We start from the raw sequence: 23,354 nt of genomic DNA on the forward strand, positions 1-23,354 counted from the left end.
CTTGGTTGGGGCTGCTGCGCAGCCCAGCGGGGATAAATCCCCTCGCCACAAGTCAGCGACCCGCCTTGAAAGACGGTCAAACCTGATGATCGACACTTTACGGATGACGGTTGCGCACTAAACCCGCAAAATGCAACGATTCCGGCAACGCCTGCGGGCGTTGTCGACCAAATTCTTGTGCCAACAGACTGGGCCTGCTGACTTTATGCGAATGCGCCTTATGTTACTGGGCGGCGGAAATGCCCTTGGGCAGGCGCTGATTCGCCTCGGTGCAGAAGAAGACATCGGTTTTCTTGCCCCCCGCCCGCCCGAAGACGGTTGGGATGCCGCGAGCCTGACGCAACTGCTCGACGACACCCGCCCGGACGCCTTGATCAACCTGGCGTACTACTTCGACTGGTTCCAGGCCGAGGCCGTCAGCGAGCAGCGCCTGGCCGGCCAGGAGCGCGCTGTCGAGCGCCTCGCCGGGCTGTGCCAGCATCACAACATCATCTTGTTGCAACCGTCGAGCTATCGGGTGTTCGACGGCTCCCGCGCCACCGCCTACAGCGAAAAGGACGAGCCCGTGCCTTTGGGCCTGCGCGGCCAGGCGTTGTGGCGGATCGAGCAAAGTGTGCGCGCCACCTGCCCGCAGCATGTGCTGTTGCGTTTCGGCTGGCTGCTGGACGACAGCGCCGACGGCATCCTCGGACGTTTCCTGGCCCGGGCCGAGCAGCCTGAAGAGCTGCTGCTGGCGGATGACCGGCGGGGCAATCCCACGCCCGTGGACGATGCCGCGCGGGTGATCATCTCGGTGCTCAAGCAACTCGATTGCGCCGCGCCGCTGTGGGGCACCTATCATTATGCCGGCCACGAGGCGACCACGCCGTTGGCGCTGGGCCAGGCGATCCTCACCGAAGCCCGCGCCCTGCATTCCCTGGCAATCGAGTCGCCCACCCCCCAGGCCCACGCCGCACGGCCGGACGCGGCGGAAGAACCGCAGCACGCGGTCCTGGCCTGCAAGAAAATTCTGCACACTTTCGGGATCAAGCCCCGCGCCTGGCGCGCGGCACTCCCGGGCTTACTGGATAGGTTTTATCGTCATGGCTGAAGGCCCTGTTTTAATCACTGGCGGCGCGGGTTTCATTGGTTCGCACCTGACCGACGCCTTGCTCGCCAAGGGACATTCGGTACGAATTCTCGATGACCTGTCCACCGGCAAACGCAGCAACCTGCCGCTGGACAACCCGGCGGTCGAACTGATCGAAGGCGACGTCGCCGATGCCGCCCTGGTGGCCCGGGCCATGGCCGGTTGCAGCGCCGTGGCGCACCTGGCGGCAGTGGCCTCGGTGCAGGCCTCGGTGGACGATCCGGTGCGCACCCACCAAAGCAACTTCATCGGCACCCTGAACGTCTGCGAGGCCATGCGCCAGGCCGGTGTGAAACGGGTGCTGTTCGCCTCCAGCGCAGCGGTCTATGGCAACAACGGCGAAGGCGAGTCCATCGACGAGGAAACGCCCAAGGCCCCACTCACGCCGTATGCCTCGGACAAGCTGGCCAGCGAGTTCTACCTGGACTTCTATCGCCGCCAGCACGCCCTGGAGCCGGTGGTGTTCCGCTTCTTCAATATCTACGGTCCGCGCCAGGATCCGTCCTCGCCGTATTCGGGGGTCATCAGCATCTTCTGCGAACGGGCACAGAAAGGCCTGCCGATCACCGTGTTCGGCGACGGCGAGCAGACCCGGGACTTTGTCTATGTCGAAGACTTGGTGGACTTGCTGGTGCAGGCCATCGAGAAGCCCGAGGTGGAAGTGGGCGCGGTGAACGTCGGCTGGAACCAGGCCACGACCCTCAAGCAAATGCTCCAGGCCCTGGCCGCCGTGGTGGGCGATCTGCCGCCGATCAGCTACGGCCCGGCGCGCTCCGGCGACATCCGCCATTCGCGGGCTGACAATCGCCGCCTCTTGGAGCGCTTCAGCTTTCCAGCGCAAACGCCGATGAGCGTGGGGCTGGCGCGGCTGCTGGGACGCTGAGTTCACAGCGATCACAAAAAAAGGCGCCTTCAGGGGCGCCTTTTTCATCACTGCCTACACCGTTGTGGCGAGGGGATTTATCCCCGTTGGACTGCGAAGCAGTCCCTGCAATAGTCGTCTTGGTGTGTCAGATTCACCTCATGTGCTTATTTGGGACTGCTGTGCAGTCCAGCGGGGATAAATCCCCTCGCCACAGGAGGCATCGTCAATTTGCGATGGTGCGCGGGCTTAGAACTTGTAGCCCAACCCCACCATGTAGATCCACGGATCCACATCGACATTCACCTTGGCCCGGGTCCCGCCGGCCACGGCGTTGTTGTCCACATATGCAGTGGTGTCGATGTCGATGTAGCGAACCTGGCCGTTGATCATGATGTTGTCGGTCAACATGTAGTCAGCACCCACTTGCCACGCCATGCCCCAGCTGTTGCTCGCGCGGAAGTTGCTGAAGCCGTTGGCGCTGGCTTCGCTGCCGACGTGTTCGTCGTAGATCCAGGTGTAGTTGATGCCGGCGCCGACATAAGGCTGGAACGCCGACTTGGCGTCGAGCGGATAGTAGACCAGGCTCAGGGTTGGCGGCAGGTGCTTGAGGGTGCCGAGCTTGTTGTTGGCCGCGCCCAGGGCGGTGCCTTTGATCTTCACGTCGTGCTCGAACGGCGAGGCCGCCAGCAGCTCGATCCCCAGGTTGTTGGTGATCATGTAGGCGAAGTTCAGGCCCAGTTGCGTGTCGCTGCTCATGGTCGCCTTGCCGCCCAGGTCGGCGCCGGCCAGCGGGCCGCGGTCGACCTTGACGCTGGAGCTGTCGGCTTCCGGGTTGACGGTAATGGCACCGGCGCGAACGATGATGTCGCCAGCGGTGTGGGCCTGGGCGAGTGGGGCAGCGAGCGCGAGGGCAACGAGGGAAGCGCTGAGCAAGGACTTGTTCATGAGGGCTCCAGAGGACATTTCAAAATTGATGTCCTATGGTACGAAGCCGTCTGGGCAGGTCTTTTGACTCAGCTCAATGAAAGTGTGATGAGCAACCTTGAGGGCCCCTTCGCGAGCAAGCCCGCTCCCACAGTCGACTGCATTCCTCCTGACGAAACTCGGTCAACTGTGGGAGCGGGCTTGCTCGCGAAAGCTATTTCAAAGGCGATACATAACCACCGGATTCACTCCGGCAGCTCATACACATAAATCTTCTCAGCCTCCATCTGATACCCGGCATCCGCCAGTTCGCTGGTGGACGGCTTGACCTGCATCGGCCCTTCGACCCAGTACGGCTGGTACAACTCGTCGAGCTTGACCCCGACTTCGCTTTTCACATGCACGATCTGGTTCGACGGCGGTGGCGGTACGTGGATGCAGGCGCCGAAATACGGCACCAGCAAGAAGTCCGTGGTACGGCCTTCCTCGCTGACTTCCAGCGGCACGATGTAGCCCGGCAGACGAATCTGTTGGCCGTCGAGGGCCTTGACCACCGGGGCGTTGGGCAAATCCTGCTTGGCCGCCGGGGCGGATTCGGCGGCCAGGGCATCGCTCATCTTGGACAAGTCGTGCAGCGGGGTCATGTTCGGCACTTCCGGCGGTGCGTCTGGCGGGATCATTTCCGACCAGGCCAGGTCCCTCGGCTCGGCCGCCCACAGCGGCAGGGCGACCATCATCAACAGCGCAAGCAGGGCGCGGGGCATTTTCACGGTCCTCATAAACGGATCGACAGGCCATCGGCCAACGATTGGCGATAGGCGCGCCAAGCCGGCACGCTGCCCATCAGCAGGGCAGCGAGCAGGATGCCAGCCATGAGCGTCCATTCATATTCGCTCGGCCAACCCAGCGGCAAGTACAAACCGTAGGCCGACTGCACGTAACCCTGGGCGGCGGCGATGCCAATGTACAGCAACGCCAGCCCGGCGGTGACTCCGGCCAGCGCCAGGGCAAAGGCTTCGAGCACCAGCAGCGTCGCGATGTGCCACGGCCGCGCGCCCACCGAACGCAGGATCGCCATTTCCCGGCGGCGTTCGTTGAGGCTGGTGAGGATCGCCGTCAGCATGCCGATCAACCCGGTCAACACCACGAACAGCGAAATCACGAACAAGGCTTTTTCCGCCGTGCCCATCAGGCTCCACAACTCTTGCAGCGCCACGCCGGGCAGGATCGCCAGCAACGGTTCGCCGCGGAACTCATTGATCTCACGCTGCAAGGCAAAGGTGGAAATCTTGCTGTTGAGGCCGAGCATGAACGCGGTGATCGCCTGGGGCGTGAGGTCCATGTTGCGCGCCTGGTCGGCGCTGATGCGGCCATTGCCCTGGGCCGGCACGCCGTTCTTCCAGTCGATGTGGATCGCCTCCATGCCGCCGAGACTGATGTGCAGTGTGCGGTCCACTGGCGTACCGGTGCGCTTAAGGATGCCGACCACGGTGAAGGGCTTGTCGTCATGCTTGACCAGGCTGATCGCCGCCACGCCGTGGGCCAGCACCAGTTTGTCGCCGAGCTTGTAATGCAGTGCCTCGGCCACTTCGGCGCCGAGCACCACTTCGAAAGGGTCCGTGGCGAAAGCCCGGCCATCGGCCAATTCCAGGTGTTGCTGGCGACCGTACTGGTAGTGTTCGAAGTAAGCCTCGGTGGTACCCATCACTCGGTAACCACGATGAGAATCGCCGAGGGACATGGGAATCGCCCACTTCACTTTCGGGTTGCTGGCGAAGTGTTCGAAGCTGTCCCAGCGGATGTTGTTGGTGGCGTTGCCGATGCGAAACACCGAATACAGCAGCAGGTTCACCGAACCGGAGCGTGCACCGACGATCAGGTCGGTGCCGCTGATGGTGCTGGCGAAACTGGCTCGGGCCTCGGTGCGCACCCGTTCCACCGCCAGCAGCAGGCACACCGACAGGGCGATGGCGAAAGCGGTGAGGATCGCGGTGAAGCGGCGGTTCGCCAGGCTGGCCATGGCTAGACGGAACAAATACATCTCAGACCTCGAGTGGCGTGGCGGCGCGATTGAGATCGGCCAGCGACAGGTTGCGGTCGAACAGCGGCGCCAGGCTCTGGTCGTGGCTGACGAACAACAGGCTCGACCCGGCCTCGCGGCATTCGGCGAACAACAACCGCAGGAAGTTTTCCCGGGCGTCGTAGTCCAGGGCCGAGGTCGGTTCGTCGGCGATCACCAGTTCCGGTTGGCCGATCAATGCCCGGGCGGCGGCGACCCGTTGTTGCTGGCCGATGGACAGCGAATCGGCGCGGCGCTCCAGCAGGCTCGGATCGGTCAACCCCAGGTGCGCCAGCAGCGTGGCGGCGGCTTGATCGACGCTGCCGTGGCGCTGGATGGCCCGTTGTGCACGGAGCTTGGAAAAGTGGCAGGGCAGCTCGACGTTTTCCCGTACCGAGAGAAACGGCAGCAGGTTGAATTGCTGGAAGATGTAGCCGGTATGGTCCACGCGAAAGCGGTCGCGGCTGCCGGCGCCCAGTGCGCTGAGCTCCTGGCCGAGCAGGCGGATGCTGCCGCGATCCGGCGTTTGCACTCCGCCCAGAAGGCCCAGCAGCGTGGTCTTGCCACTGCCGCTTGGGCCCTTGAGGAACAGGGTTTCACCCGCTTCCAGGCGAAACGCCGGGATATCCAGCAAGGGCGGATGCCCGGGCCAACTGAAGCCCAGGTCGGAGAGTTCGATGAGTGCTTGGGTCATGGTTGTGATTTCAAGGTAATGGAGCACCTATGGGAGCGAGCCTGCTCGCGAAGCGGTGTGTCAGGCGACATCTGGGCTGAATGTGCCGGCCTCATCGCGAGCAGGCTCGCTCCCACGCTGGATCTATGTTGCCCACATTGTGCTCGCAACCGGTCAACGGTGTGGGCTTCGGTGGAGTCAGAATTTCAGGGCTGGCGCCTTGGCCGTCACTTCACCGCCTTGCTGGCCGCTCGGGCCGATCAGTTGCACCAGGATTTTCTGGGTGGCGGGGAATTCCTTGAACAGTGGCGCCAGGTCCAGATGGGTCAGGGAGCCAGGCGCGACGCAACGGAATTGGTAGTGGGCGTGGATCTCGCTGTGTTCGTGGTGCTCGTCGCCATCATCATCGGCATGCTCTTCGTGGTCCGGTTCGTCGCCGAACAGCGGGCTTTCCAGCTCCTGCTGTTCCAGGGTGCATTTGGCATCGGCCAGATTGATCAGCGCCGCGGGCTTCTCCAACTTCGCCCGCACAGCGGCCACCTTGGCTTTGTCGGCGTCACTGGTGGCGGCGTGCTCGAAACCCACGAGGTTCATCGCCGGACTTTCCAGTTCCAACTCCAGGATCTCGCCGTCCAGCGAGGCGTTGAGGCGGGCGACCCCGTGTTCGTGGGCGCCGAGGCTGCCATGCTCGTGGTCATGATCGTGTTCGACCGCCGCATGAGCGACAGCCAATGGCAGCAGGGCGAACGGCAAAGCGAGAAGCAGACGACGCATGACGAGTCTCCAGGAAGTACAAATTGTGTTATGTAATCTTATAACGAAAGTGCGCAGAGTTTGACCGTCTGCTTGGCGTCGCGCAAGGCCCATGGGAGCATGCGTACATGAAATATTCAGGAGCACGGTGATGTTGCGGATACGCGGAACCGTCGGCGATTGGCCGGTGGACTTGTCGATCGAAATGGATGAGGGCGACTGGGCGCAACTCGGCGCGCAGTTGCAAGTGGTCAAGCCCGATAGCCCAGTGACGCCTGCGGCCAAACCGGCCAATCAGGACGATGCCCAGTGGCAGATCGCCAAGGAACTGCTGCGCAAGGCCGGGCAACTGAGCGGACCGGACCTGCTGGAGCAGCTTGAAGGCCTGACCGGCAGCGCGTCGGCGGGCAAGCGCCTGCTGGTGCGCCTGCGCCACTGTGCCGAGGTCAAGGTGCTGAGCGGCGCCGATACGCCGCTCTACAGTTGGATCGGGGCTTAGTACAACGCCGCGAACAGCTTGCGGCGATAGGTCGTCACCAGCGGATGATCGTTGCCCAGCAGTTCGAACACTTGCAGCAAGGTCTTGTGGGGCAGGCCTTCGCTGTAGCTGCGGTTACGCACGAACAGCTTGAGCAGTCCATCGAGGGCCGCTTCGTACTGCTGGCGCGCCAGTTGCTGGATCGCCAACTGGTACACCGCTTCATCGTCCTGCGGGTCTTTCGCCAGACGGGCCTTGAGGTCGGCGGCGTCCGGTAGATGCTTGGCCAGGCCGAGGAACTGGATCTGCGCCTTGGCACCAGCGAGGGCGGCCTTGTGCTCGTCGCTTTTCACCGAGTCGAGCACGGTCTGTGCTTCGCCCAGCTCGCCGCGCTCGGTCAGGCAGCGGGCATACAGGATCAGGGCCTTGGCGTTGGTGTTGTCTTCACCCAGCAGCACCGTGAGCAGGGCTTCGGCGTCGGCGAAACGACCGTCGTCGAACAGTGCCTGGGCTTGTTCGAACGGGTCGGCAGCGGCTGGCGGCGGCATCTGCACATGAGGCTCGAGCATCGTGCGCACGGCCGATTCCGGCTGGGCCCCGGCAAAGCCGTCAACCGGCTGGCCATCCTTGAACAACACCACGGTGGGCAGGCTGCGAATGCCGAAGCGGGCGACGATGTCCTGCTCGATGTCGCAGTTGACCTTGGCCAGCAGCAGCTCACCCTGATAGCTCTCGGCGATGGTTTGCAGCATCGGCATCAGTGCCTTGCACGGCGCACACCACTCGGCCCAGAAATCCACCAGTACCGGTTTGTGGAAAGAGTTCGCGATCACCGATTGGTCGAAGTCGGCCGTGGTGGCGTCGAAGATGTAGGGCGTTTCCTGAGTCATGGGCAATCTCGTAGAGCGCTTGAATGGCGCAACTATACGGCTTGGTGGGGGTGGCTGAAAGCCGGGCTTGTGGTGCCTGATAGGCCGCTATCGCGAGCAGGCTCGCTCCCACAGGGGATTTGCTCAGGTCACAGAATTTGCCGGCACCACAAAACAAATGTGGGAGCGAGCCTGCTCGCGATGCTTTTAAAGCTCGCGCCGCGCGTGGTACAGGCTCACATGCCGAAACTCTTCCGGCTCAGCCAGATCGGGCAACGTCATGGCTTCCAGCATTTCGATGCGCCGATACAGCGGGTGCTGGAAATCCCGCACCCGGGAATCGGCCACCAGGGCCTCGCGGCCACGACTGAGGAATTGATCGAGCAGCGGCAGGTTGGCCCGATCGTAGAGCACGTCGGCGACCAGGATCAGGTCGAAGCGATCGGCCTCGGCAAAGAAATCCGTCGAATAACCCAACTCCACGCCATTGAGGGCGGCATTGGCCTGGCATGCGGCAATCGCCAGCGGATCAAGGTCGCAGGCCACCACCTCCAACGCCCCGGCCTTGACTGCCGCGATGCCCGCCACGCCAGAGCCGGCGCCAAAATCCAGCACCCGTTTGCCCTCGACCCATTGGGGGTGCGCGGCCAGATAACGGGCCATCGCCAGGCCGCTGGCCCAGCAGAAGCTCCAGTAGGGCGGCTCGTGGAGGATGCGGCGAGTTTCTTCCGGGCTGAAGGCGCGGTCCATGTTGTCGCCGTCGATCAGCCACAGTTTCAAGTCAGTGCCGGGTAGCGGGCAAGCCACCAGGCGCGCGTCGCCCAGTAACTCGCCCAACGCCCGTTGCAGGTCTTGCGGTGCATTCATGGCGCTTTGACGAATTGCAGGGTGCCCAACGCCTGGGTGGTCGGTTGACTGATGCGTTGTTCCGGCAGGTGCAGGATCAATTGGCCGGACTGGCTGGCACGGCCGCGCAGTTCCACCCGGGCGCCGACCGGGAAGGCATCGGGGTTGAAACGCAAGCGGAAGGGCAGGGCCTGGTTGGTGCCGATCAGGCTGGAGCTGGCGAGCAATTGCTGCGGACGGTCCTTGTCATCGATCACCAGCAGCGCCAGTTCGACCTCGGCCCCGGCCGGTACGCCTTGCAGGGTGCCGCTCAATTCCCGCTGATAAGCCGGCAGCGGCCCCAGCTCGGCGGCCTGGCGGGCCTTCTCCTGAGCCTGTTTCGGTGCCGGGGCCGGTGCGGGCGCAGCGGGCTTGGGAGCGTCGCTGCTGCACGCCATCAGCAGGCTGAAAAAACTGAGCAGAACGAGCGATCGTAGCGGCATGTGTGGCTCCAGCAAGGTAAATTCCATGGATCTGACGGTAAGCCCGTCTGTATACCGTAAACCCTATGGCTTGTCTTGCCAGTGGGATGCGCTACCATGGCCCTCCCTTTTTTTGTTGCCTGCCACCATGCACTGTCCATTCTGCGGTGCCAACGACACCAAGGTCATCGACTCGCGACTGGTCGCCGAGGGCGAACAGGTCCGCCGCCGCCGCGAATGCCTGGCCTGCGGCGAACGCTTCACGACGTTCGAGACCGCTGAACTGGTGTTGCCGCGCCTGATCAAAACCGACGGCAGCCGCCAGCCGTTCGACGAAGAAAAACTGCGCGCCGGCATGCAGCGCGCCCTGGAAAAACGCCCGGTGAGCGTCGAGCGCCTGGAAGCGGCGCTGGTGCACATCAAGCACAAGCTGCGGGCCACCGGCGAGCGCGAGGTCAAGTCCCTGGTGGTCGGTGAGCTGGTGATGGCCGAGCTGCAGAAGCTCGATGAAGTCGCCTACATCCGTTTCGCCTCGGTGTACCGGCGCTTCCAGGACTTGAACGAGTTCCGCGAAGAAATCGACCGCTTGGCCCGCGAACCGGTGAAAGAATGAGCGTTCCGGCGCAGCAGGCCGTCCTCGACGCCCACTACATGGCCCGCGCCCTGGAGTTGGCGCGGCGCGGTCACTACACCACCCACCCCAATCCCCGGGTCGGTTGCGTGATCGTGCGTGACGGGCAGATTGTCGGCGAAGGCTGGCACATCCGCGCCGGCGAGCCCCATGCCGAAGTCCATGCCCTGCGCGCCGCCGCTGAACAGGCCCGGGGCGCCACGGCCTACGTGACCCTCGAACCGTGCAGCCATCATGGGCGTACCCCGCCGTGTGCCGACGCGCTGGTCAACGCCGGCGTGGCGCGGGTCGTGGCGGCGATGCAGGACCCGAACCCGGAAGTGGCCGGGCGTGGCCTGCAACGGTTGGCCCAGGCCGGTATCGTCACTGAAAGCGGTGTGCTGGAGAGTGAAGCGCGCAAGCTCAACGAAGGTTTCCTCAAGCGCATGGAGCACGGCCTGCCGTTCGTGCGGGTCAAGCTGGCCATGAGTCTCGATGGCCGCACAGCCATGGAAAGCGGCGAAAGCCAGTGGATCACCGGCCCGGCCGCACGTTCGGCGGTACAACGCCTGCGTGCCCAGGCCAGCGTGGTGCTGACCGGCGCCGATACGGTGCTGGCGGACAACGCCCGGCTGACCGTGCGCGCCGATGAACTCGGGCTGGACCCGGAGCAAACCGCGCTGGTCATGAGCCGTCCACCGCTGCGGGTACTGGTGGACGGGCGCCTGCGGGTGCCGCTCGATGCTGCGTTCTTCAAGGCCGGCCCGGCGCTGGTCGCGACCTGCATGGCGGTGGAAGAACAGTACGCCAACGGTCCCGAATGCATGATCGTGGCAGGTGATGACGGCCAGGTCGATCTGCGTCGGCTGCTGGTGGAGCTGGCGGGCCGTGGCGTCAACGAGGTGCTGGTGGAGGCTGGTCCGCGCCTGGCGGGGGCTTTCGCCCGGCAAGGCTTGGTGGACGAATTCCAGATTTTCATCGCCGGCAAGTTCCTCGGCTCTACGGCGCGTCCGCTGTTGGACTGGCCGCTGGCGCAGATGAAAGACGCCCCAGAGCTGAAAATCACTGAAATCCGCGCCGTGGGCGATGACTGGCGAGTCATCGCCATCCCCTTACCCAAGGCGAGCGTATAATTCCCGGCTTTCGCGCAAGCGGCGGCCCGTTCTCGAGGAGGACTCCATGTTTACCGGCATCATCGAATCCATCGGCAGCATCCGTGCATTGACCCCCAAGGGTGGCGATGTGCGGGTCTACGTCGAAACCGGCAAGCTCGACCTGAGCGACGTCAAGTTGGGCGACAGCATCGCGGTCAACGGCGTGTGCCTGACCGCCGTGGAACTGCCGGGCAATGGCTTCATGGCGGACGTCAGCCGCGAAACCCTCGACTGCACGGCCATGAACGATCTCAAGAGCGGTAGCCCGGTCAACCTGGAAAAAGCCCTGACGCCGACCACCCGCTTGGGCGGCCACCTGGTCAGCGGCCACGTCGATGGTGTCGGCGAAGTGATTTCGCGCAGCGATAATGCCCGGGCCGTGGAGTTTCGCATCCGCGCGCCGAAGGAACTGGCCAAGTACATCGCCCACAAAGGCTCGATCACCGTTGACGGCACCAGCCTGACGGTCAATGCGGTGGATGGCGCCGAGTTCCTGCTGACGATCATTCCCCATACGCTGAGCGAAACCATCATGGCTTCGTACCGGCCGGGGCGTCGGGTCAACCTGGAAGTCGACTTGCTGGCCCGTTACCTGGAGCGCCTGCTGTTGGGCGACAAGGCCGCAGAGCCCGCAACCGGTAACATCACTGAAAGCTTTCTGGCCGCCAACGGCTACCTCAAATCCTGACCCAAGGGGGTGCCGCGTGGCGCTCAATAGCATCGAAGAACTGGTTGAAGACATCCGCCAAGGCAAGATGGTCATCCTCATGGATGACGAAGACCGCGAGAACGAAGGCGACCTGATCATGGCCGCCGAGTGCTGCAAGGCCGAGCACATCAACTTCATGGCCAAGCATGCCCGCGGGCTGATCTGCATGCCGATGACCCGCGAGCGCTGCGAGCTGTTGAAGCTGCCGCTGATGGCGCCGCGCAATGGCTCGGGCTTCGGCACCAAGTTCACCGTGTCCATCGAGGCCGCCGAAGGCGTGACCACCGGTATCTCCGCCGCTGACCGCGCGCGCACCGTGCAGGCTGCCGCCGCGAAAGACGCCAAGGCCGAAGACATCGTCAGCCCCGGCCACATTTTCCCGCTGATGGCCCAGGCCGGCGGCACCCTGGCCCGCGCCGGCCACACCGAAGCGGCCTGCGACCTGGCGCGCATGGCCGGTTTCGAGCCCAGCGGCGTGATCTGCGAAGTGATGAACGACGACGGCACCATGTCCCGTCGCGCGGAGCTGGAGGCGTTCGCCGCCGAACACAACATCAAGATCGGTACCATCGCTGACCTGATCCATTACCGGATGATCCACGAACGTACCGTTCAGCGGATTGCCGAGCAGCCCCTGGACAGCGAACTGGGCCAGTTCAACCTGGTGACCTACCGCGACTCGGTGGAAGGCGACGTGCACATGGCGCTGACCCTGGGCACCGTGTGCGCCGAAGAACCGACCCTGGTGCGCGTGCACAACATGGACCCACTGCGCGACCTGCTGATGGTTAAGCAGCCCGGCCGCTGGAGCCTGCGTGCCGCCATGGCCGCAGTGGCCGAGGCCGGCAGCGGCGTGGTGCTGCTGCTCGGACACCCGCTCGATGGCGACGTGCTGCTGGCGCACATCCGTGAAACCGCCGATCAGACGGCGGTGAAAAAACCGACCACCTACAGCATCGTCGGTGCCGGTTCGCAGATCCTTCGCGACCTGGGCGTGCGTAAAATGCGTCTGATGAGCGCACCGATGAAATTTAATGCGATATCCGGTTTCGATCTGGAAGTTGTAGAATACGTGCCCTCCGAATAATAGCCTGCGGATTCCGGCATTATTGTTCAGGCTTGTCAGATCATCGTGGCGAGGGGATTTATCCCCGCTGGACTGCGCAGCAGTCCCAAAAAAGGGCTGCTTCGCAGCCCCACGGGGATAAATCCCCTCGCCACAAAAGATGTGCAAGTGAACGACATGACGGGATTCACGGTGCAGTATTCGTGGCTAATATCACTGAGGAGCGCGTATAGAGCGCGCTCTGGCTCTTTAAGAGATCTGACGAATGACCCTGAAGACCATCGAAGGTACCTTCATCGCCCCCAAAGGCCGCTACGCTCTGGTAGTGGGCCGTTTCAACAGTTTCGTGGTCGAGAGCCTGGTTAGCGGTGCGGTCGATGCCCTGGTTCGCCATGGCGTGAGCGAAAGCGACATCACCATCATCCGTGCCCCTGGCGCCTTCGAGATTCCACTGGTTGCGCAGAAAGTCGCTCAAAAGGGCGAATATGCGGCAATTATCGCCCTGGGCGCGGTCATTCGTGGCGGTACTCCGCACTTCGAATACGTGGCGGGCGAATGCACCAAGGGCCTGGCCCAGGTGTCCATGGAATTCGGCGTGCCGGTCGCCTTCGGCGTACTGACCGTTGATTCCATCGAGCAAGCCATCGAACGTTCCGGCACCAAGGCCGGCAACAAAGGTGCCGAAGCTGCCCTGTCCGCCCTGGAAATGGTCAGCCTGCTGGCGCAGTTGGAGGCCAAGTGATTAGCGACGAAAGCGATCGTTTCAACCCGCGCGATCCCAAGCCAGCCGATGCCGGCAAGCCGTCGAAAAGCGCCAAGCGTCGCGAAGCCCGTCAGCTCGCGACCCAGGCGCTGTATCAATGGCACATGGCCAAGCAATCGCTGAACGAGATCGAAGCGCAGTTTCGGGTCGATAACGATTTCAGTGATGTCGATGGTGCCTACTTCCGCGAGATCCTGCACGGGGTTCCGCAGTTCAAGACCGAAATCGACACCGCGCTCACGCCATGCCTGGACCTGACCATCGAAGAGCTGGATCCGGTCGAATTGGCGGTCCTGCGCCTGTCCACCTGGGAGCTGCTCAAGCGCGTCGACGTCCCGTACCGTGTGGTGATCAACGAAGGGATCGAGCTGGCGAAAGTCTTCGGTTCCACCGATGGCCACAAGTTCGTCAACGGCGTGCTCGACAAGCTCGCCCCGCGTCTGCGTGAAGCTGAAGTGAAGGCGTTCAAGCGCTGATTGCGCTTGAAATCCCATGGGTGAGTTTGAGCTGATCCGTAACTACTTCGCCGCCGCGCCCTGCGCGCAAGGCGGCGAGGGCGTTGCGCTGGGGATCGGCGACGACTGCGCCTTGCTGGCTGTTCCTCCTGGGGAACAGCTGGCGGTGTCCACCGACACGCTCGTGGCCGGTGTGCATTTCCCAGACCCGTGCGACCCGTTCCTGCTCGGCCAGCGCTCGCTGGCCGTGGCGGTCAGCGACCTGGCGGCCATGGGCGCCACGCCTGTGGCCTTTACCCTTGCCCTGACCCTGCCGACGGTGACCACCGATTGGCTGCAAGCCTACGCCCGCGGTTTGAACCAGATGGCCCAGGCCTGTGGCGTGGCGCTGGTGGGCGGGGATACCACGCGTGGGCCACTGAGCCTGACCATGACCGTGTTCGGTCGCGTGCCGTCCGGCCAGGCCTTGACCCGTAGCGGTGCGCAGCCTGGCGATTGGCTGTGTGTCGGCGGCGAGCTAGGCAACGCCGCCGGTGCATTGCCGCTGGTACTCGGCCAGCGCCGCGCCGAACCTGTGGTCGCCGAGCCACTGCTGGCCCATTACTGGTCACCACGTCCGCAGATCGACCTGGGCCTGGCGCTGCGTGGCAAGGCCAGCGCGGCGATGGATATTTCCGACGGCCTGCTGGCCGATTGCGGGCATATCGCCCTGGCGTCCGGGGTGGCTTTACAGGTTGAACATGACCGACTGCCGCTGTCCAACGCTCTAGTAGCCTTTCTGGGACGGGCGGATGCCGTCCGCGCGGCGCTGAGCGGCGGTGACGACTATGTGCTGCTGTTCACCGTGGCGCCGGCCCGATTGGCGGCATTACAGGCCGAAGGCTGGCCGATCCACGTGATCGGCCGCGTACTGGCCGGGCAAGGCGTCACGCTGGTCGACAACTCCGGGCAGGACATCACCCCGCAAATCCGCGGCTATCAACATTTTCGGGAGACACCGTGACAGATCATCCCAACCAGGTCCCGGCAGAATTCGTTCCGCCTTCTGTCTGGCGCAATCCCTGGCACTTCCTGGCATTTGGCTTCGGTTCGGGCACTCTACCTAAAGCTCCGGGCACTTGGGGCTCGCTGGTTGCGCTACCCTTCATACCGTTGTGGCAAATGTTGCCGGATTGGGGCTATTGGCTGATGCTGGGCATCACCATGCTGTTTGGCTTCTGGCTGTGTGGCAAAGTGGCGGACGATTTGCGGGTGCACGACCATGAAGGCATCGTCTGGGATGAAATGGTCGGCATGTGGATCACCTTGTGGCTGGTACCGGAAGGTTGGTACTGGTTGCTGGCGGGTTTTCTGGTGTTCCGTTTCTTCGATATCCTCAAGCCATGGCCAATCCGCTGGATCGACCGGCATGTGCACGGAGGTGTCGGTATCATGCTCGATGATGTGTTGGCCGGGGTTTTCGCCTGGCTGGCAATGCAGGGATTGGTGTGGTGTTTCACCTGAAGGAGTCGGGCATGGGCCTAAGCCGCGCACTACTGCTGTTGCTGTGTTTAGGAGCCTGTGTGGGGGCAGGGGTGGCCGAGTCGGCGCCGCTGCCTGGTAAAGTCCGTGCCGCCAGCGAGGAGTGGGCTGATTACACCCAGGCCGACGGCCAGGGCATGGGGTGGGACATCTTGCGCGCGGTGTTCGAGCCTGAAGGCGTCAAGCTGGAGATTCGCAGCGTGCCCTACACCCGCTCGACCGGATTGGTGCAGCGCGGCGAAGTCGATGTGCAGGTCGGTGCCTATCGTGATGAATCCGAAGGTGTGCTTTACCCGCAGTGGCACTACGACGTCGACCATATCTATGCCTTGGGGCTAGCCTCCAAGCCGACCCCGACGCTGGCGACGATCGGCAACTATCGGCTGGTATGGATGCGCGGGTACGACTACAACAATTACCTACCCAACATCCGGCGGTTCAATGAAATCCACCGCTCGGTGGGTATTTTGTCGATGCTGGTCCATGAGCGTGCCGATTTTTACATCGATGCGTTGATGGAAATCCAGGATGTGCTCTCCAAGGCCGATAATCCCCAGCAGTTCAAGCTCTCGCCGCTGATCAATTTGCCGCTGTACCTGGGCTTTGCCAACACCGAAAATGGACGGGCATTGCGCGAGCTGTTTGACCAGCGCATGGAGGTGCTGGTGAAAACCGGCCAGCTCAAGCCGATTTTCGAACGTTGGAAGCAACCCTATCCTTTCGACGAGAATGGCAAGCCACCGAAGCCGTAATCAAACTTTTCGATGGTTATGGCCGACAATTCAGCCTAAGCGTCGGTCGGGACGTGCTGTTACAATGCCCGCCTCTGCGAAACTCCAGTACTAGATCAGGAGCACACCGGTGCCTGTCGTTTTTGTTGCCGCTTCCAAGCTGCCAACGCCTTTTGCGCAATTCACCATGCATGGTTTTCTCGATGAAGCCACCGGCCGCGAGCACGTCGTGCTGAGCCTGGGTGATTTCGCCGACGGTAGCCCGGTACTGGGTCGCCTGCACTCCGAATGCCTGACGGGCGATGCCCTGTTCAGCCAGCGCTGCGATTGCGGTTCGCAACTTGAGGCCGCGCTGCAAGCCATCGCCCGCGAAGGCCGTGGCGTGCTGCTGTACCTGCGCCAGGAAGGGCGTGGGATTGGCCTGTTGAACAAGATCCGCGCCTATGAACTGCAAGATGGCGGCGCCGATACCGTCGAAGCCAACGAGCGCCTGGGTTTTGCCGCCGACCTGCGTGACTACAGCATCTGCCTGCCGATGCTCCAACACTTGGGCGTGAAGTCCTTGCGGCTGATGACCAATAACCCACGCAAGGTCAAGGCGCTGACCGACATGGGCATCGTGGTCGCCGAGCGTGTGCCGCTGCACACCGGCCATAATCCGCACAACAAACTCTATCTGGCGACCAAGGCCAGCAAGCTCGACCACATGATGGGCAACGAGCATCAGAACGAGGTCGACCGGGCGTGACGCGTGGCCAGGTTCGGCGGCGGCTGGCCGTCAGTTGGTGGAAATACCTGGCGCTGGCCCTGGTGCCGCTGTTCGTGATCAACCTGGTGTTTGGCCAGGGCGAAGCGATCCTGCCGGTGCTGGCGATGCCGCTGTTCATTGCTGGCGTGGCGTCGATGTTTGTCAGCCTGCGATTCTTCGGGCCTTATAAACACGCCTTGGTTGCGACTCAGAAAGCCCTCGATACACCGGAAGAACCCCAGGCCTGGATTGCCCTGGCGGCTCGCCGTCGTGCGGCTTTCCTCGTCGCGGGGCTACCGGCCTGGATCGGCGCTCTTGCCGTGTTCGTGGGCCTGGAAGCGGTGCCGCTGATGTTGCTGGCCTTGTCCTCCACGGTGCTGTTCTACCTGTATCGCATTCCGCGTCAGCTCGGCTGATGAGCCGCTGGCTGGCGATCCTGTTGCTGGCTGTCAGCGCCTCGACGGTGGCGGCCTCGCGCGTCGTCAGCCTGGCACCGTCACTTTCGGAAATCGTCGTTGAACTGGATTCCGCCGACCTGTTGGTGGGCGTGCTGGACGGTGGTGATCGTCCGCCGGTGCTGCAAGACCTGCCCTCGGTCGGTCGTTACGGGCAACTGGACATGGAGCGCCTGCTCAGCCTCAAGCCCGATCTGCTCCTGCTCTGGCCCGGCAGCGTTGGCCCGGCCCAGCGCGAGCAGCTCAAGGGCCTGGGCATCCCCCTGTATATCGCTGAACCCCACAGCCTCGACCAACTCATCACGCAAATAGAAGCCATCGCCATGCAACTCGGCCGCCCGGAGCGGGGCGTGCAACGAGCAGCGCAGTTGCGCGTGCGTCTTGAAGAGCTGCGCCAGCGTTACCGGCGCGCCACGCCATTGCCGGTGTTCTATCAGGTCTGGGACCGACCGCTGTACACCATCGGAGGTGGGCAGATCATCAGCGATGCGCTGGCGGTGTGCGGGGCGCGGAACGTCTTCGCCGACCTGAGCGTGCCGGCGCCGCAGGTGAGCGTGGAGTCGGTGCTGCAGCGCAATCCGCAGGTCATCCTCGCCACCGAGCAGGCGCAGCTTGATGCCTGGAAAACCTGGCCGGTGGCGCAGGGGCGGTTGTTGCTGGTCAATGACAAGGGGCTGGAGCGGCCCAGTGGGCAGATGATCGAAGCGACGGCCCGGTTGTGTGAGTTGATTGCGCCAGACAGATAGACCGCAGCGTCTGCAATCGCGAGCAGGCTCGCTCCCACCGTTGATCGACGGCGGATACAAAACCCGAATTCACCAAACATCCCCTGTGGGAGCGAGCCTGCTCGCGATGAGGCCAGCGCAAACTTCACAAGTCTCGGATCAGATATCCGGTGTCCAAGTCACTCCAAACAACCAGGCCCGCCCATCTTCCCGATACCCATACTGCTGACCATCATGGCTATACAGCGCCCGGCTGTAACCCTTGTCCAGCAGGTTATCCACCTTCATTTCCAGCTTCACCTCCCGAGTCAGCGCCCAACTGCCGCGCAATCCGAGCAGGGCATAACCGCCCAGGGCATTGCGGTTGTTCTCGTCGTCGTAGCTGCCGCTCACCGCTTGCCAGGTGGCGCCCAGGCCCAGGCGGTCGAATTGCCGGTCCAGGTCCAGGCTCAAGGTCCGGCGGGCGCGGCGGGCGAGGGTGTGGCCGCTGTCGCGGTCGCGTGGGTCGATGATGGCCAGGCCCAGGTTGCTCTGCCAGCCAAACAAGTCCTGCAGATAGGCCATCTCAAACCCGTTGATCCGCGCCGAGGCGACGTTCTGCGGGCGTGAGTTGCTGCCAAAGATGATCGCGTCTTCCAGGTCCGTGCGGTACAGCGAGGTCTCCAGGCGGGCGCTGTCGCTCAGTTGGCTGCGCCATTGCAACTCGTAGCTTTTGGCCGTTTCGGGTTTCAGGTCCGGATTGCTGTAGTCCGGGTAGTACAGATCGTTGAAGGTCGGTGCGCGGAAGCTTTCGCTATAAGTCAGCAACACGTCGTTGTCCGGGTTGATCGGCAGGGTGAGCGTGCCGCTCCAACTGTTCTGGCCGCCAAATTGCTGGTTCTGGTCGCGGCGCAGGCCCAGTTCGGTGGAGAAGGTTTCGGCCTGGAAGCGGTGCTGGATGAACGCGGCACGGTTCCAGCGGCTGTCTTCGTCGAACGATGTGCTGCTGTTGACCCGGTCTTCATACCAATCAGCGCCGACGATCAGGCTGTTGCGCTCGTCCAGCTTCACGTCGTTCTGCCAGGTCACGGAATCGCGGTAGGTGTTGAATACCTCGCGGACGTCGCTGAGCTTGTCGAAGGTTTTCTCGCGGTTTTCGCTGTGGCCCAGTTCCAGGCGCGATTTCCAGGCGTCGTTGATTCGCCCGTCCACATAGGTGCTGAAGCTGCTCACCGCAAACTCGCTGTAGGGTTGCTGGGGGACGGATTCGAAGGTGTTCGGGTCGAAGCGGCCGAACGGGTTGTCGTATTCGCTCTTGCCACGGTTATCCAGCAGGTTCAGGCCGACTTCCAGGTCATCGCTGGCGGCATGGCTCAGGCTCAGGCTGAAGGACTGGTTGCGGTTGGCGTCGTCGTCGCGATCGCTGGCGTAGGACTCATGGGTCCGATTGGTCCCGGCACTGTCGTCCAGGCTGGCTCCTAAATTGAAGCGCGTCTGCTCATCACCACCGGACAGACCCAGGCTGCGCTCCCAGGTCTGCTGGCTGCCAAAGCCCAGGTGCAGGCGCGGTTGCAGGCCTGGTTGGTTGCCGCGACGGGTGAAAATCTGGATCACCCCGCCCACCGCATCGGCACCGTAGATCACCGAGCGCGAACCGCGCAGCACTTCCACCCGTTCGATCTGGTTGATGTTTAGGCGTTGCAGGTTGCTGTCGCCGGAGGTGGCGTTGCCGATGCGCTGGCCGTCCACCAGCACCAGGCTCTGGGCCGATTTGGTGCCGCGAATGTAGATCCCCGGCAGGCTACCGCGCCCACCCAACGGCGCCACCTGCACTCCCGGCACGCGGCTGAGCAGGTCAGTGACGCTGGCTGGTTGCAAGCGCTCGATATCATCGCGAGTGAACACCGTGTTGGCGGCGCTGCTGTCGTTGCGGGCCTCGACCTGGCGGTTGGCGCTGATCACGATGTCGGGCAGCTTCAGGGCTTGGTCGCGTTCGAAGGTGTCGGCCAGCAGATCAGGGGTGGGGAGCAGGGAAAGAGTGAGGGCTAGGCGCAGTTTCATGGGTGTTCCGTGACTACTTGGTCCGCACAAAACCAATGTGGGAGCGAGCCTGCTCGCGATAGCAGTGTGTCAGGCAATACAGATGCCGACTGGTCTACTGCTATCGCGAGCAGGCTCGCTCCCACAGGGGGATATGTGTGGTCTGAAAATTACAGGCCCAGCAGTTGCAACCGCTGGCGCACCGACGTTTCGATCCCGGCCTCATCCAACCCGCACTCAGCCAGCATCTGTGCCGGCTTGGCATGTTCGACATAGCTGTCCGGCAAGCCCAGGTGCAGTACCGACTTGAGGATGTTCTCCCGGGCTAGGAACTCGCTGACCGCCGCACCGGCGCCGCCCATGATGGCGTTTTCCTCGATGGTCACCAGCAGCTCATGACTGGCCGCGATCTCGCGTACCAAGGCTTCGTCCAGAGGTTTGACGAAACGCATGTCCACCACGGTGGCGTCCAGGGTTTGTGCGACTTTCAGGGCTTCGGCCAGTTGTACGCCGAACACCAGCAGCGCGGTTTGCTTGCCTTGACGGCGGATTACACCCTTGCCGATCTCGATCGGCTCCAGGTCGGCTTCGATCGTTGCGTTCGGGCCGGTGCCACGAGGGTAGCGCACTGCCGCCGGGCCATTGAACAGGTGCCCGGTGGTGAGCATCTTGCGCAGCTCGTTTTCATCGCTCGGGGTCATCACCAGCATGCCGGGGATGCAGCGCAGGAACGACAGGTCGAAGCTGCCAGCATGGGTCGGGCCGTCTTCGCCCACCAGGCCGGCGCGGTCGATGGCGAACAGCACATCGAGGTTCTGCACCGCGACGTCATGGATCAACTGGTCATAGGCGCGTTGCAGGAACGTCGAATAGATCGCCACCACCGGTTTGGCGCCTTCGCAGGCCATGCCGGCGGCGAGGGTCACGGCGTGCTGCTCGGCAATCGCCACGTCGAAATAGCGCTGCGGATAGCGTTCGCTGAAGGCCACCAGGTCCGAGCCTTCCTTCATCGCCGGGGTGATGCCCACCAGGCGCGGGTCGGCGGCGGCCATGTCGCACAGCCATTGGCCGAACACGCCGGAATACTTCGGTCCGCCAGCCTTTTTCGGCGCGGCCGCCGGGGCGTCTAGGGGTTCGAGCTTGGTGATGGCGTGGTAGCCGATCGGGTCGACTTCCGCCGGGGCGAAGCCTTTGCCTTTCTTGGTGACCACGTGCAGGAACTGCGGGCCCTTGAGATCGCGCATGTTGCGCAGGGTGGCGATCAACGTGGGCAGGTCATGGCCGTCGATGGGGCCGATGTAGTTCCAGCCCAACTCTTCGAACAGCGTGCCGGGTACCAGCATGCCCTTGGCGTATTCTTCTGTGCGGCGGGCGATTTCCCAGGCGCCGGGCAGGCGCGACAGCACTTTCTTGCTGCCTTCGCGCATGCTGGCGTAAGTGCGGCTGGAGAGGATCTTCGCCAGGTAGTTGGAGAGGCCGCCGACGTTGCGCGAGATCGACATGTCGTTGTCGTTGAGGATCACCAGCATGTTGGCGTTGACTTCCGGCGCGTGGTTCAGCGCTTCGAAGGCCATGCCTGCCGTCAACGCGCCGTCGCCGATCACGGCAATGGCCTTGCGCTCGCTGTTTTGCAGACGGGCGGCAATCGCCATGCCCAGGGCGGCGCTGATGGACGTGCTGGAGTGGCCGACGCCAAAGGTGTCGTACTCGCTCTCGGAGCGGCGCGGGAAGGCGGCGATGCCGTCCTTCTGGCGCAGGGTGCCCATGCGCTGGCGACGCCCGGTGAGGATCTTGTGCGGGTAGGCCTGGTGCCCGACGTCCCACACCAGCCGGTCGTCCGGGGTGTCGAACACGTAATGCAATGCGATTGTCAGCTCGATGACGCCCAGGCCTGCGCCGAAGTGCCCACCGGTCTGGCCGACCGTGTAGAGCAGTTCCAGGCGCAACTCATCGGCCAGGGTTTCCAGCTCGGCTTCACCCAGGCGACGCAGGCCGTCCGGCGTGTTGGCGCGGTCCAGCAGGGGCGTGGTCGGGCGTTTGCGGGGAATCTCTTGAAACGTCGTGGGCATCAGGCGAATCGTTATAGGTATAGAAAGAGGCGGCAGTTTACCTTATGCATCGCAAGCTGCCCACGCGTTGGCCGGAACTTGGCCGATACGCACTTATGAATGGGTTGACCCCGTATCAACTGCGTCGTTCGACGATATATCGCGCCAGGTCGCGCAACGGTTCGGCCGCCGCGTCAAAGGGTCGCAGCGCGGCCAGGGCCTGGTCGCGCAACTCCAGGGCATAGGCCTTGGCAGCAGCGAGGCCGAGCAGGGCCGGGTAGGTCGGTTTATCCCGGGCGATGTCGGCACCTTGGCGTTTGCCCAGGGTCTGGGTATCGCTTTCGACGTCGAGGATGTCGTCCTGCACCTGGAACGCCAGGCCAATGGCCCGGGCGTAGGTCTGCAAGGCTTGTAGCTGTGCGGGTGCGGCCCGACCGCTGGCGAGGGCGCCGAGTTTGACGCTGGCCTCGATCAAGGCGCCGGTCTTGTGCCGGTGCATGTATTCCAGCGCGCTCTGGTCCAGCTTCAAGCCCACCGAGCCGAGGTCGATGGCCTGGCCGCCGACCATTCCGGCAGGGCCGGCCGCCAGCGCCAGGGCGCTGACCATGTCCAGGCGAATCTGCGCCGGGCAATCGCTCAGGGCCGGGTCCAGCAGGGCGCTGAAGGCCAGGCTCTGCAAGCCGTCGCCGGCCAGGATCGCGCAGGCTTCGTCGAATTGCTTATGGGTGGTTGGCTGGCCGCGACGCAGGTCATCGTCGTCCATGGCCGGCAAATCGTCGTGAACCAGCGAATACGCGTGGATCAGCTCCACCGCGCAGGCCGCGCCATTGGCCTGCTCGGCTTGGCCGCCCAGGGCTTCGCACGCGGCGTAGGCCAACAGCGGCCGCACACGCTTGCCGCCGTTCATCACGCTGTAGCGCATGGCTTCGTACAGGCGCGCCAGTTCCGGGCTCGGCGCGGTGAACAAGGTGTCCAATGCCGCATTGACCCGGGCCTGGCTGCTGGCCTGATAAGCGCCGATCATTCAGGCTGGTCCGCGTCGAAAGGCTCTTCGGTCAGCTCGCCATCGCGTTCGAGCAGCAATTGCACCTTCTGCTCGGCCTGGGCCAGCGCCGCCTGGCAGTCGCGAGTCAAGCCGATGCCTTGCTCGAAGGCGGTCAACGAGTCTTCCAGCGACAATTCGCCGTTCTCCAGGCGCTCGACCAGCGTTTGCAGGTCGGCCAGGGATTGTTCGAAATCCAGTGCAGCTTTTTTGCGGGCCATGGCGGCTATTCCGGTTGACTGTTAAACCGG

At 63.4% G+C, this 23,354-nt stretch carries 27 protein-coding genes; 15 read left to right on the forward strand and 12 right to left on the reverse strand.

Annotation, left to right across the window (positions count from 1 at the left end; all coding sequences use genetic code 11):
- Positions 1 to 205 precede the first annotated feature (205 nt).
- On the forward strand, positions 206 to 1,090 hold the full coding sequence (locus AC30D9_RS27835; protein WP_490145269.1) for a sugar nucleotide-binding protein: 885 nt from the start codon (positions 206 to 208) through the stop codon (positions 1,088 to 1,090).
- Positions 1,083 to 2,012 carry an NAD-dependent epimerase/dehydratase family protein gene (locus AC30D9_RS27840; RefSeq protein ID WP_307575304.1) on the forward strand — a complete coding sequence of 310 codons (930 nt, stop codon included), beginning with the start codon at positions 1,083 to 1,085 and terminating at the stop codon, positions 2,010 to 2,012. Before AC30D9_RS27835 ends, AC30D9_RS27840 begins: the two co-directional genes overlap by 8 nt.
- A gap of 228 nt (positions 2,013 to 2,240) precedes the next feature.
- On the opposite strand, the gene AC30D9_RS27845 is transcribed toward AC30D9_RS27840, so the two are convergent.
- The 5 genes from AC30D9_RS27845 to AC30D9_RS27865 all read right to left on the reverse strand — a co-directional run bounded on the left by AC30D9_RS27845 (position 2,241) and on the right by AC30D9_RS27865 (position 6,424).
- Positions 2,241 to 2,939 (reverse strand): OmpW/AlkL family protein, encoded by a 699-nt coding sequence (locus AC30D9_RS27845; protein WP_134926024.1) that lies wholly within the window; start codon positions 2,937 to 2,939, stop codon positions 2,241 to 2,243.
- A 224-nt stretch (positions 2,940 to 3,163) separates the two neighbouring features.
- The gene (locus AC30D9_RS27850) at positions 3,164 to 3,682 is read right to left on the reverse strand and encodes a DUF3299 domain-containing protein (protein ID WP_013694320.1); all 519 of its coding nucleotides are present in this window, start codon (positions 3,680 to 3,682) and stop codon (positions 3,164 to 3,166) included.
- Between the two features lie 11 nt (positions 3,683 to 3,693).
- Entirely contained in the window at positions 3,694 to 4,959 is a 1,266-nt protein-coding gene (locus tag AC30D9_RS27855) for an ABC transporter permease (RefSeq protein ID WP_134926023.1), read from the reverse strand.
- A 1-nt stretch (position 4,960) separates the two neighbouring features.
- A complete protein-coding gene (locus AC30D9_RS27860; protein ID WP_307575301.1) occupies positions 4,961 to 5,671 on the reverse strand; it encodes an ABC transporter ATP-binding protein in 711 nt (236 codons plus the stop codon).
- A 177-nt stretch (positions 5,672 to 5,848) separates the two neighbouring features.
- The gene (locus tag AC30D9_RS27865) at positions 5,849 to 6,424 is read right to left on the reverse strand and encodes a DUF2796 domain-containing protein (RefSeq protein ID WP_134926021.1); all 576 of its coding nucleotides are present in this window, start codon (positions 6,422 to 6,424) and stop codon (positions 5,849 to 5,851) included.
- 130 nt (positions 6,425 to 6,554) lie between these two features.
- Between AC30D9_RS27865 and AC30D9_RS27870 the strand changes: the two genes are divergently transcribed.
- Positions 6,555 to 6,902 (forward strand): hypothetical protein, encoded by a 348-nt coding sequence (locus AC30D9_RS27870; protein WP_490145270.1) that lies wholly within the window; start codon positions 6,555 to 6,557, stop codon positions 6,900 to 6,902.
- Here AC30D9_RS27870 and trxA read toward each other — a convergent pair.
- The 3 genes from trxA to AC30D9_RS27885 form a co-directional block, all read right to left on the reverse strand.
- Positions 6,899 to 7,771, reverse strand: a complete 873-nt coding sequence (trxA, locus tag AC30D9_RS27875) for a thioredoxin (protein WP_490145271.1) — start codon at positions 7,769 to 7,771, stop codon at positions 6,899 to 6,901. The genes AC30D9_RS27870 and trxA overlap by 4 nt on opposite strands.
- A 186-nt stretch (positions 7,772 to 7,957) precedes the next feature.
- Entirely contained in the window at positions 7,958 to 8,617 is a 660-nt protein-coding gene (locus AC30D9_RS27880; RefSeq protein WP_490145272.1) for a class I SAM-dependent methyltransferase, read from the reverse strand.
- On the reverse strand, positions 8,614 to 9,078 hold the full coding sequence (locus tag AC30D9_RS27885; protein WP_109756435.1) for a YbaY family lipoprotein: 465 nt from the start codon (positions 9,076 to 9,078) through the stop codon (positions 8,614 to 8,616). The genes AC30D9_RS27880 and AC30D9_RS27885 overlap by 4 nt, the downstream gene beginning before the upstream one ends.
- Positions 9,079 to 9,205: 127 nt before the next feature.
- On the opposite strand from AC30D9_RS27885, the gene nrdR reads away from it, so the two are divergent.
- The 12 genes from nrdR to AC30D9_RS27945 all read left to right on the forward strand — a co-directional run bounded on the left by nrdR (position 9,206) and on the right by AC30D9_RS27945 (position 18,015).
- Positions 9,206 to 9,670 (forward strand): transcriptional regulator NrdR, encoded by a 465-nt coding sequence (gene nrdR, locus AC30D9_RS27890; protein ID WP_013694316.1) that lies wholly within the window; start codon positions 9,206 to 9,208, stop codon positions 9,668 to 9,670.
- On the forward strand, positions 9,667 to 10,800 hold the full coding sequence (ribD, locus tag AC30D9_RS27895) for a bifunctional diaminohydroxyphosphoribosylaminopyrimidine deaminase/5-amino-6-(5-phosphoribosylamino)uracil reductase RibD (protein ID WP_134926017.1): 1,134 nt from the start codon (positions 9,667 to 9,669) through the stop codon (positions 10,798 to 10,800). Before nrdR ends, ribD begins: the two co-directional genes overlap by 4 nt.
- 46 nt (positions 10,801 to 10,846) lie before the next feature.
- The gene (locus AC30D9_RS27900; RefSeq protein ID WP_490145273.1) at positions 10,847 to 11,509 is read left to right on the forward strand and encodes a riboflavin synthase; all 663 of its coding nucleotides are present in this window, start codon (positions 10,847 to 10,849) and stop codon (positions 11,507 to 11,509) included.
- Positions 11,510 to 11,525: 16 nt separating this feature from the next.
- Positions 11,526 to 12,617 carry a bifunctional 3,4-dihydroxy-2-butanone-4-phosphate synthase/GTP cyclohydrolase II gene (ribBA, locus tag AC30D9_RS27905; RefSeq protein WP_134926015.1) on the forward strand — a complete coding sequence of 364 codons (1,092 nt, stop codon included), beginning with the start codon at positions 11,526 to 11,528 and terminating at the stop codon, positions 12,615 to 12,617.
- 244 nt (positions 12,618 to 12,861) lie between these two features.
- Positions 12,862 to 13,338, forward strand: a complete 477-nt coding sequence (ribH, locus tag AC30D9_RS27910) for a 6,7-dimethyl-8-ribityllumazine synthase (protein WP_003185938.1) — start codon at positions 12,862 to 12,864, stop codon at positions 13,336 to 13,338.
- Complete coding sequence (nusB, locus tag AC30D9_RS27915; RefSeq protein ID WP_057713127.1) at positions 13,335 to 13,835, forward strand: transcription antitermination factor NusB; 501 nt, start codon at positions 13,335 to 13,337, stop codon at positions 13,833 to 13,835. The genes ribH and nusB overlap by 4 nt, the downstream gene beginning before the upstream one ends.
- A 16-nt stretch (positions 13,836 to 13,851) precedes the next feature.
- Positions 13,852 to 14,817, forward strand: a complete 966-nt coding sequence (gene thiL, locus AC30D9_RS27920; protein WP_490145274.1) for a thiamine-phosphate kinase — start codon at positions 13,852 to 13,854, stop codon at positions 14,815 to 14,817.
- A complete protein-coding gene (locus tag AC30D9_RS27925; protein WP_003206020.1) occupies positions 14,814 to 15,317 on the forward strand; it encodes a phosphatidylglycerophosphatase A family protein in 504 nt (167 codons plus the stop codon). The genes thiL and AC30D9_RS27925 overlap by 4 nt, the downstream gene beginning before the upstream one ends.
- An 11-nt stretch (positions 15,318 to 15,328) precedes the next feature.
- On the forward strand, positions 15,329 to 16,087 hold the full coding sequence (locus AC30D9_RS27930) for a substrate-binding periplasmic protein (protein ID WP_307575287.1): 759 nt from the start codon (positions 15,329 to 15,331) through the stop codon (positions 16,085 to 16,087).
- 109 nt (positions 16,088 to 16,196) lie between these two features.
- Positions 16,197 to 16,814 carry a GTP cyclohydrolase II gene (gene ribA / locus AC30D9_RS27935; protein WP_134926011.1) on the forward strand — a complete coding sequence of 206 codons (618 nt, stop codon included), beginning with the start codon at positions 16,197 to 16,199 and terminating at the stop codon, positions 16,812 to 16,814.
- The gene (locus AC30D9_RS27940) at positions 16,811 to 17,230 is read left to right on the forward strand and encodes an MFS transporter (RefSeq protein WP_109756442.1); all 420 of its coding nucleotides are present in this window, start codon (positions 16,811 to 16,813) and stop codon (positions 17,228 to 17,230) included. The genes ribA and AC30D9_RS27940 overlap by 4 nt, the downstream gene beginning before the upstream one ends.
- Entirely contained in the window at positions 17,230 to 18,015 is a 786-nt protein-coding gene (locus AC30D9_RS27945; protein WP_490145275.1) for a cobalamin-binding protein, read from the forward strand. Before AC30D9_RS27940 ends, AC30D9_RS27945 begins: the two co-directional genes overlap by 1 nt.
- 138 nt (positions 18,016 to 18,153) lie before the next feature.
- Here AC30D9_RS27945 and AC30D9_RS27950 read toward each other — a convergent pair whose 3' ends face one another.
- The 4 genes from AC30D9_RS27950 to AC30D9_RS27965 form a co-directional block, all read right to left on the reverse strand.
- Positions 18,154 to 20,034, reverse strand: coding sequence for a TonB-dependent receptor domain-containing protein (locus tag AC30D9_RS27950; RefSeq protein ID WP_490145276.1), 1,881 nt, complete (start codon positions 20,032 to 20,034; stop codon positions 18,154 to 18,156).
- A gap of 149 nt (positions 20,035 to 20,183) precedes the next feature.
- Positions 20,184 to 22,082, reverse strand: a complete 1,899-nt coding sequence (gene dxs / locus AC30D9_RS27955; RefSeq protein ID WP_134926008.1) for a 1-deoxy-D-xylulose-5-phosphate synthase — start codon at positions 22,080 to 22,082, stop codon at positions 20,184 to 20,186.
- 115 nt (positions 22,083 to 22,197) lie between these two features.
- Positions 22,198 to 23,085, reverse strand: a complete 888-nt coding sequence (locus tag AC30D9_RS27960; protein ID WP_490145277.1) for a polyprenyl synthetase family protein — start codon at positions 23,083 to 23,085, stop codon at positions 22,198 to 22,200.
- Complete coding sequence (locus tag AC30D9_RS27965; RefSeq protein WP_047229733.1) at positions 23,082 to 23,324, reverse strand: exodeoxyribonuclease VII small subunit; 243 nt, start codon at positions 23,322 to 23,324, stop codon at positions 23,082 to 23,084. The genes AC30D9_RS27960 and AC30D9_RS27965 overlap by 4 nt, the downstream gene beginning before the upstream one ends.
- Positions 23,325 to 23,354 lie beyond the last annotated feature (30 nt).

This window comes from Pseudomonas sp. DF11 (genome assembly GCF_058148565.1).

Coding starts and splice junctions, on each gene's coding strand:
- thiL (WP_490145274.1), top strand. CDS start 13,852: ATGGGTGAGTTTGAGCTGATCCGTAACTACTTCGCCGCCGCGCCCTGC.
- AC30D9_RS27880 (WP_490145272.1), bottom strand. CDS start 8,617: ATGAATGCACCGCAAGACCTGCAACGGGCGTTGGGCGAGTTACTGGGC.
- AC30D9_RS27860 (WP_307575301.1), bottom strand. CDS start 5,671: ATGACCCAAGCACTCATCGAACTCTCCGACCTGGGCTTCAGTTGGCCC.
- AC30D9_RS27870 (WP_490145270.1), top strand. CDS start 6,555: ATGTTGCGGATACGCGGAACCGTCGGCGATTGGCCGGTGGACTTGTCG.
- AC30D9_RS27840 (WP_307575304.1), top strand. CDS start 1,083: ATGGCTGAAGGCCCTGTTTTAATCACTGGCGGCGCGGGTTTCATTGGT.
- AC30D9_RS27950 (WP_490145276.1), bottom strand. CDS start 20,034: ATGAAACTGCGCCTAGCCCTCACTCTTTCCCTGCTCCCCACCCCTGAT.
- dxs (WP_134926008.1), bottom strand. CDS start 22,082: ATGCCCACGACGTTTCAAGAGATTCCCCGCAAACGCCCGACCACGCCC.
- AC30D9_RS27930 (WP_307575287.1), top strand. CDS start 15,329: ATGGGCCTAAGCCGCGCACTACTGCTGTTGCTGTGTTTAGGAGCCTGT.
- ribH (WP_003185938.1), top strand. CDS start 12,862: ATGACCCTGAAGACCATCGAAGGTACCTTCATCGCCCCCAAAGGCCGC.
- AC30D9_RS27945 (WP_490145275.1), top strand. CDS start 17,230: ATGAGCCGCTGGCTGGCGATCCTGTTGCTGGCTGTCAGCGCCTCGACG.
- AC30D9_RS27900 (WP_490145273.1), top strand. CDS start 10,847: ATGTTTACCGGCATCATCGAATCCATCGGCAGCATCCGTGCATTGACC.
- AC30D9_RS27885 (WP_109756435.1), bottom strand. CDS start 9,078: ATGCCGCTACGATCGCTCGTTCTGCTCAGTTTTTTCAGCCTGCTGATG.
- AC30D9_RS27850 (WP_013694320.1), bottom strand. CDS start 3,682: ATGCCCCGCGCCCTGCTTGCGCTGTTGATGATGGTCGCCCTGCCGCTG.
- trxA (WP_490145271.1), bottom strand. CDS start 7,771: ATGACTCAGGAAACGCCCTACATCTTCGACGCCACCACGGCCGACTTC.
- AC30D9_RS27855 (WP_134926023.1), bottom strand. CDS start 4,959: ATGTATTTGTTCCGTCTAGCCATGGCCAGCCTGGCGAACCGCCGCTTC.
- AC30D9_RS27865 (WP_134926021.1), bottom strand. CDS start 6,424: ATGCGTCGTCTGCTTCTCGCTTTGCCGTTCGCCCTGCTGCCATTGGCT.
- AC30D9_RS27835 (WP_490145269.1), top strand. CDS start 206: ATGCGAATGCGCCTTATGTTACTGGGCGGCGGAAATGCCCTTGGGCAG.
- AC30D9_RS27845 (WP_134926024.1), bottom strand. CDS start 2,939: ATGAACAAGTCCTTGCTCAGCGCTTCCCTCGTTGCCCTCGCGCTCGCT.
- AC30D9_RS27960 (WP_490145277.1), bottom strand. CDS start 23,085: ATGATCGGCGCTTATCAGGCCAGCAGCCAGGCCCGGGTCAATGCGGCA.
- AC30D9_RS27965 (WP_047229733.1), bottom strand. CDS start 23,324: ATGGCCCGCAAAAAAGCTGCACTGGATTTCGAACAATCCCTGGCCGAC.
- nrdR (WP_013694316.1), top strand. CDS start 9,206: ATGCACTGTCCATTCTGCGGTGCCAACGACACCAAGGTCATCGACTCG.
- ribD (WP_134926017.1), top strand. CDS start 9,667: ATGAGCGTTCCGGCGCAGCAGGCCGTCCTCGACGCCCACTACATGGCC.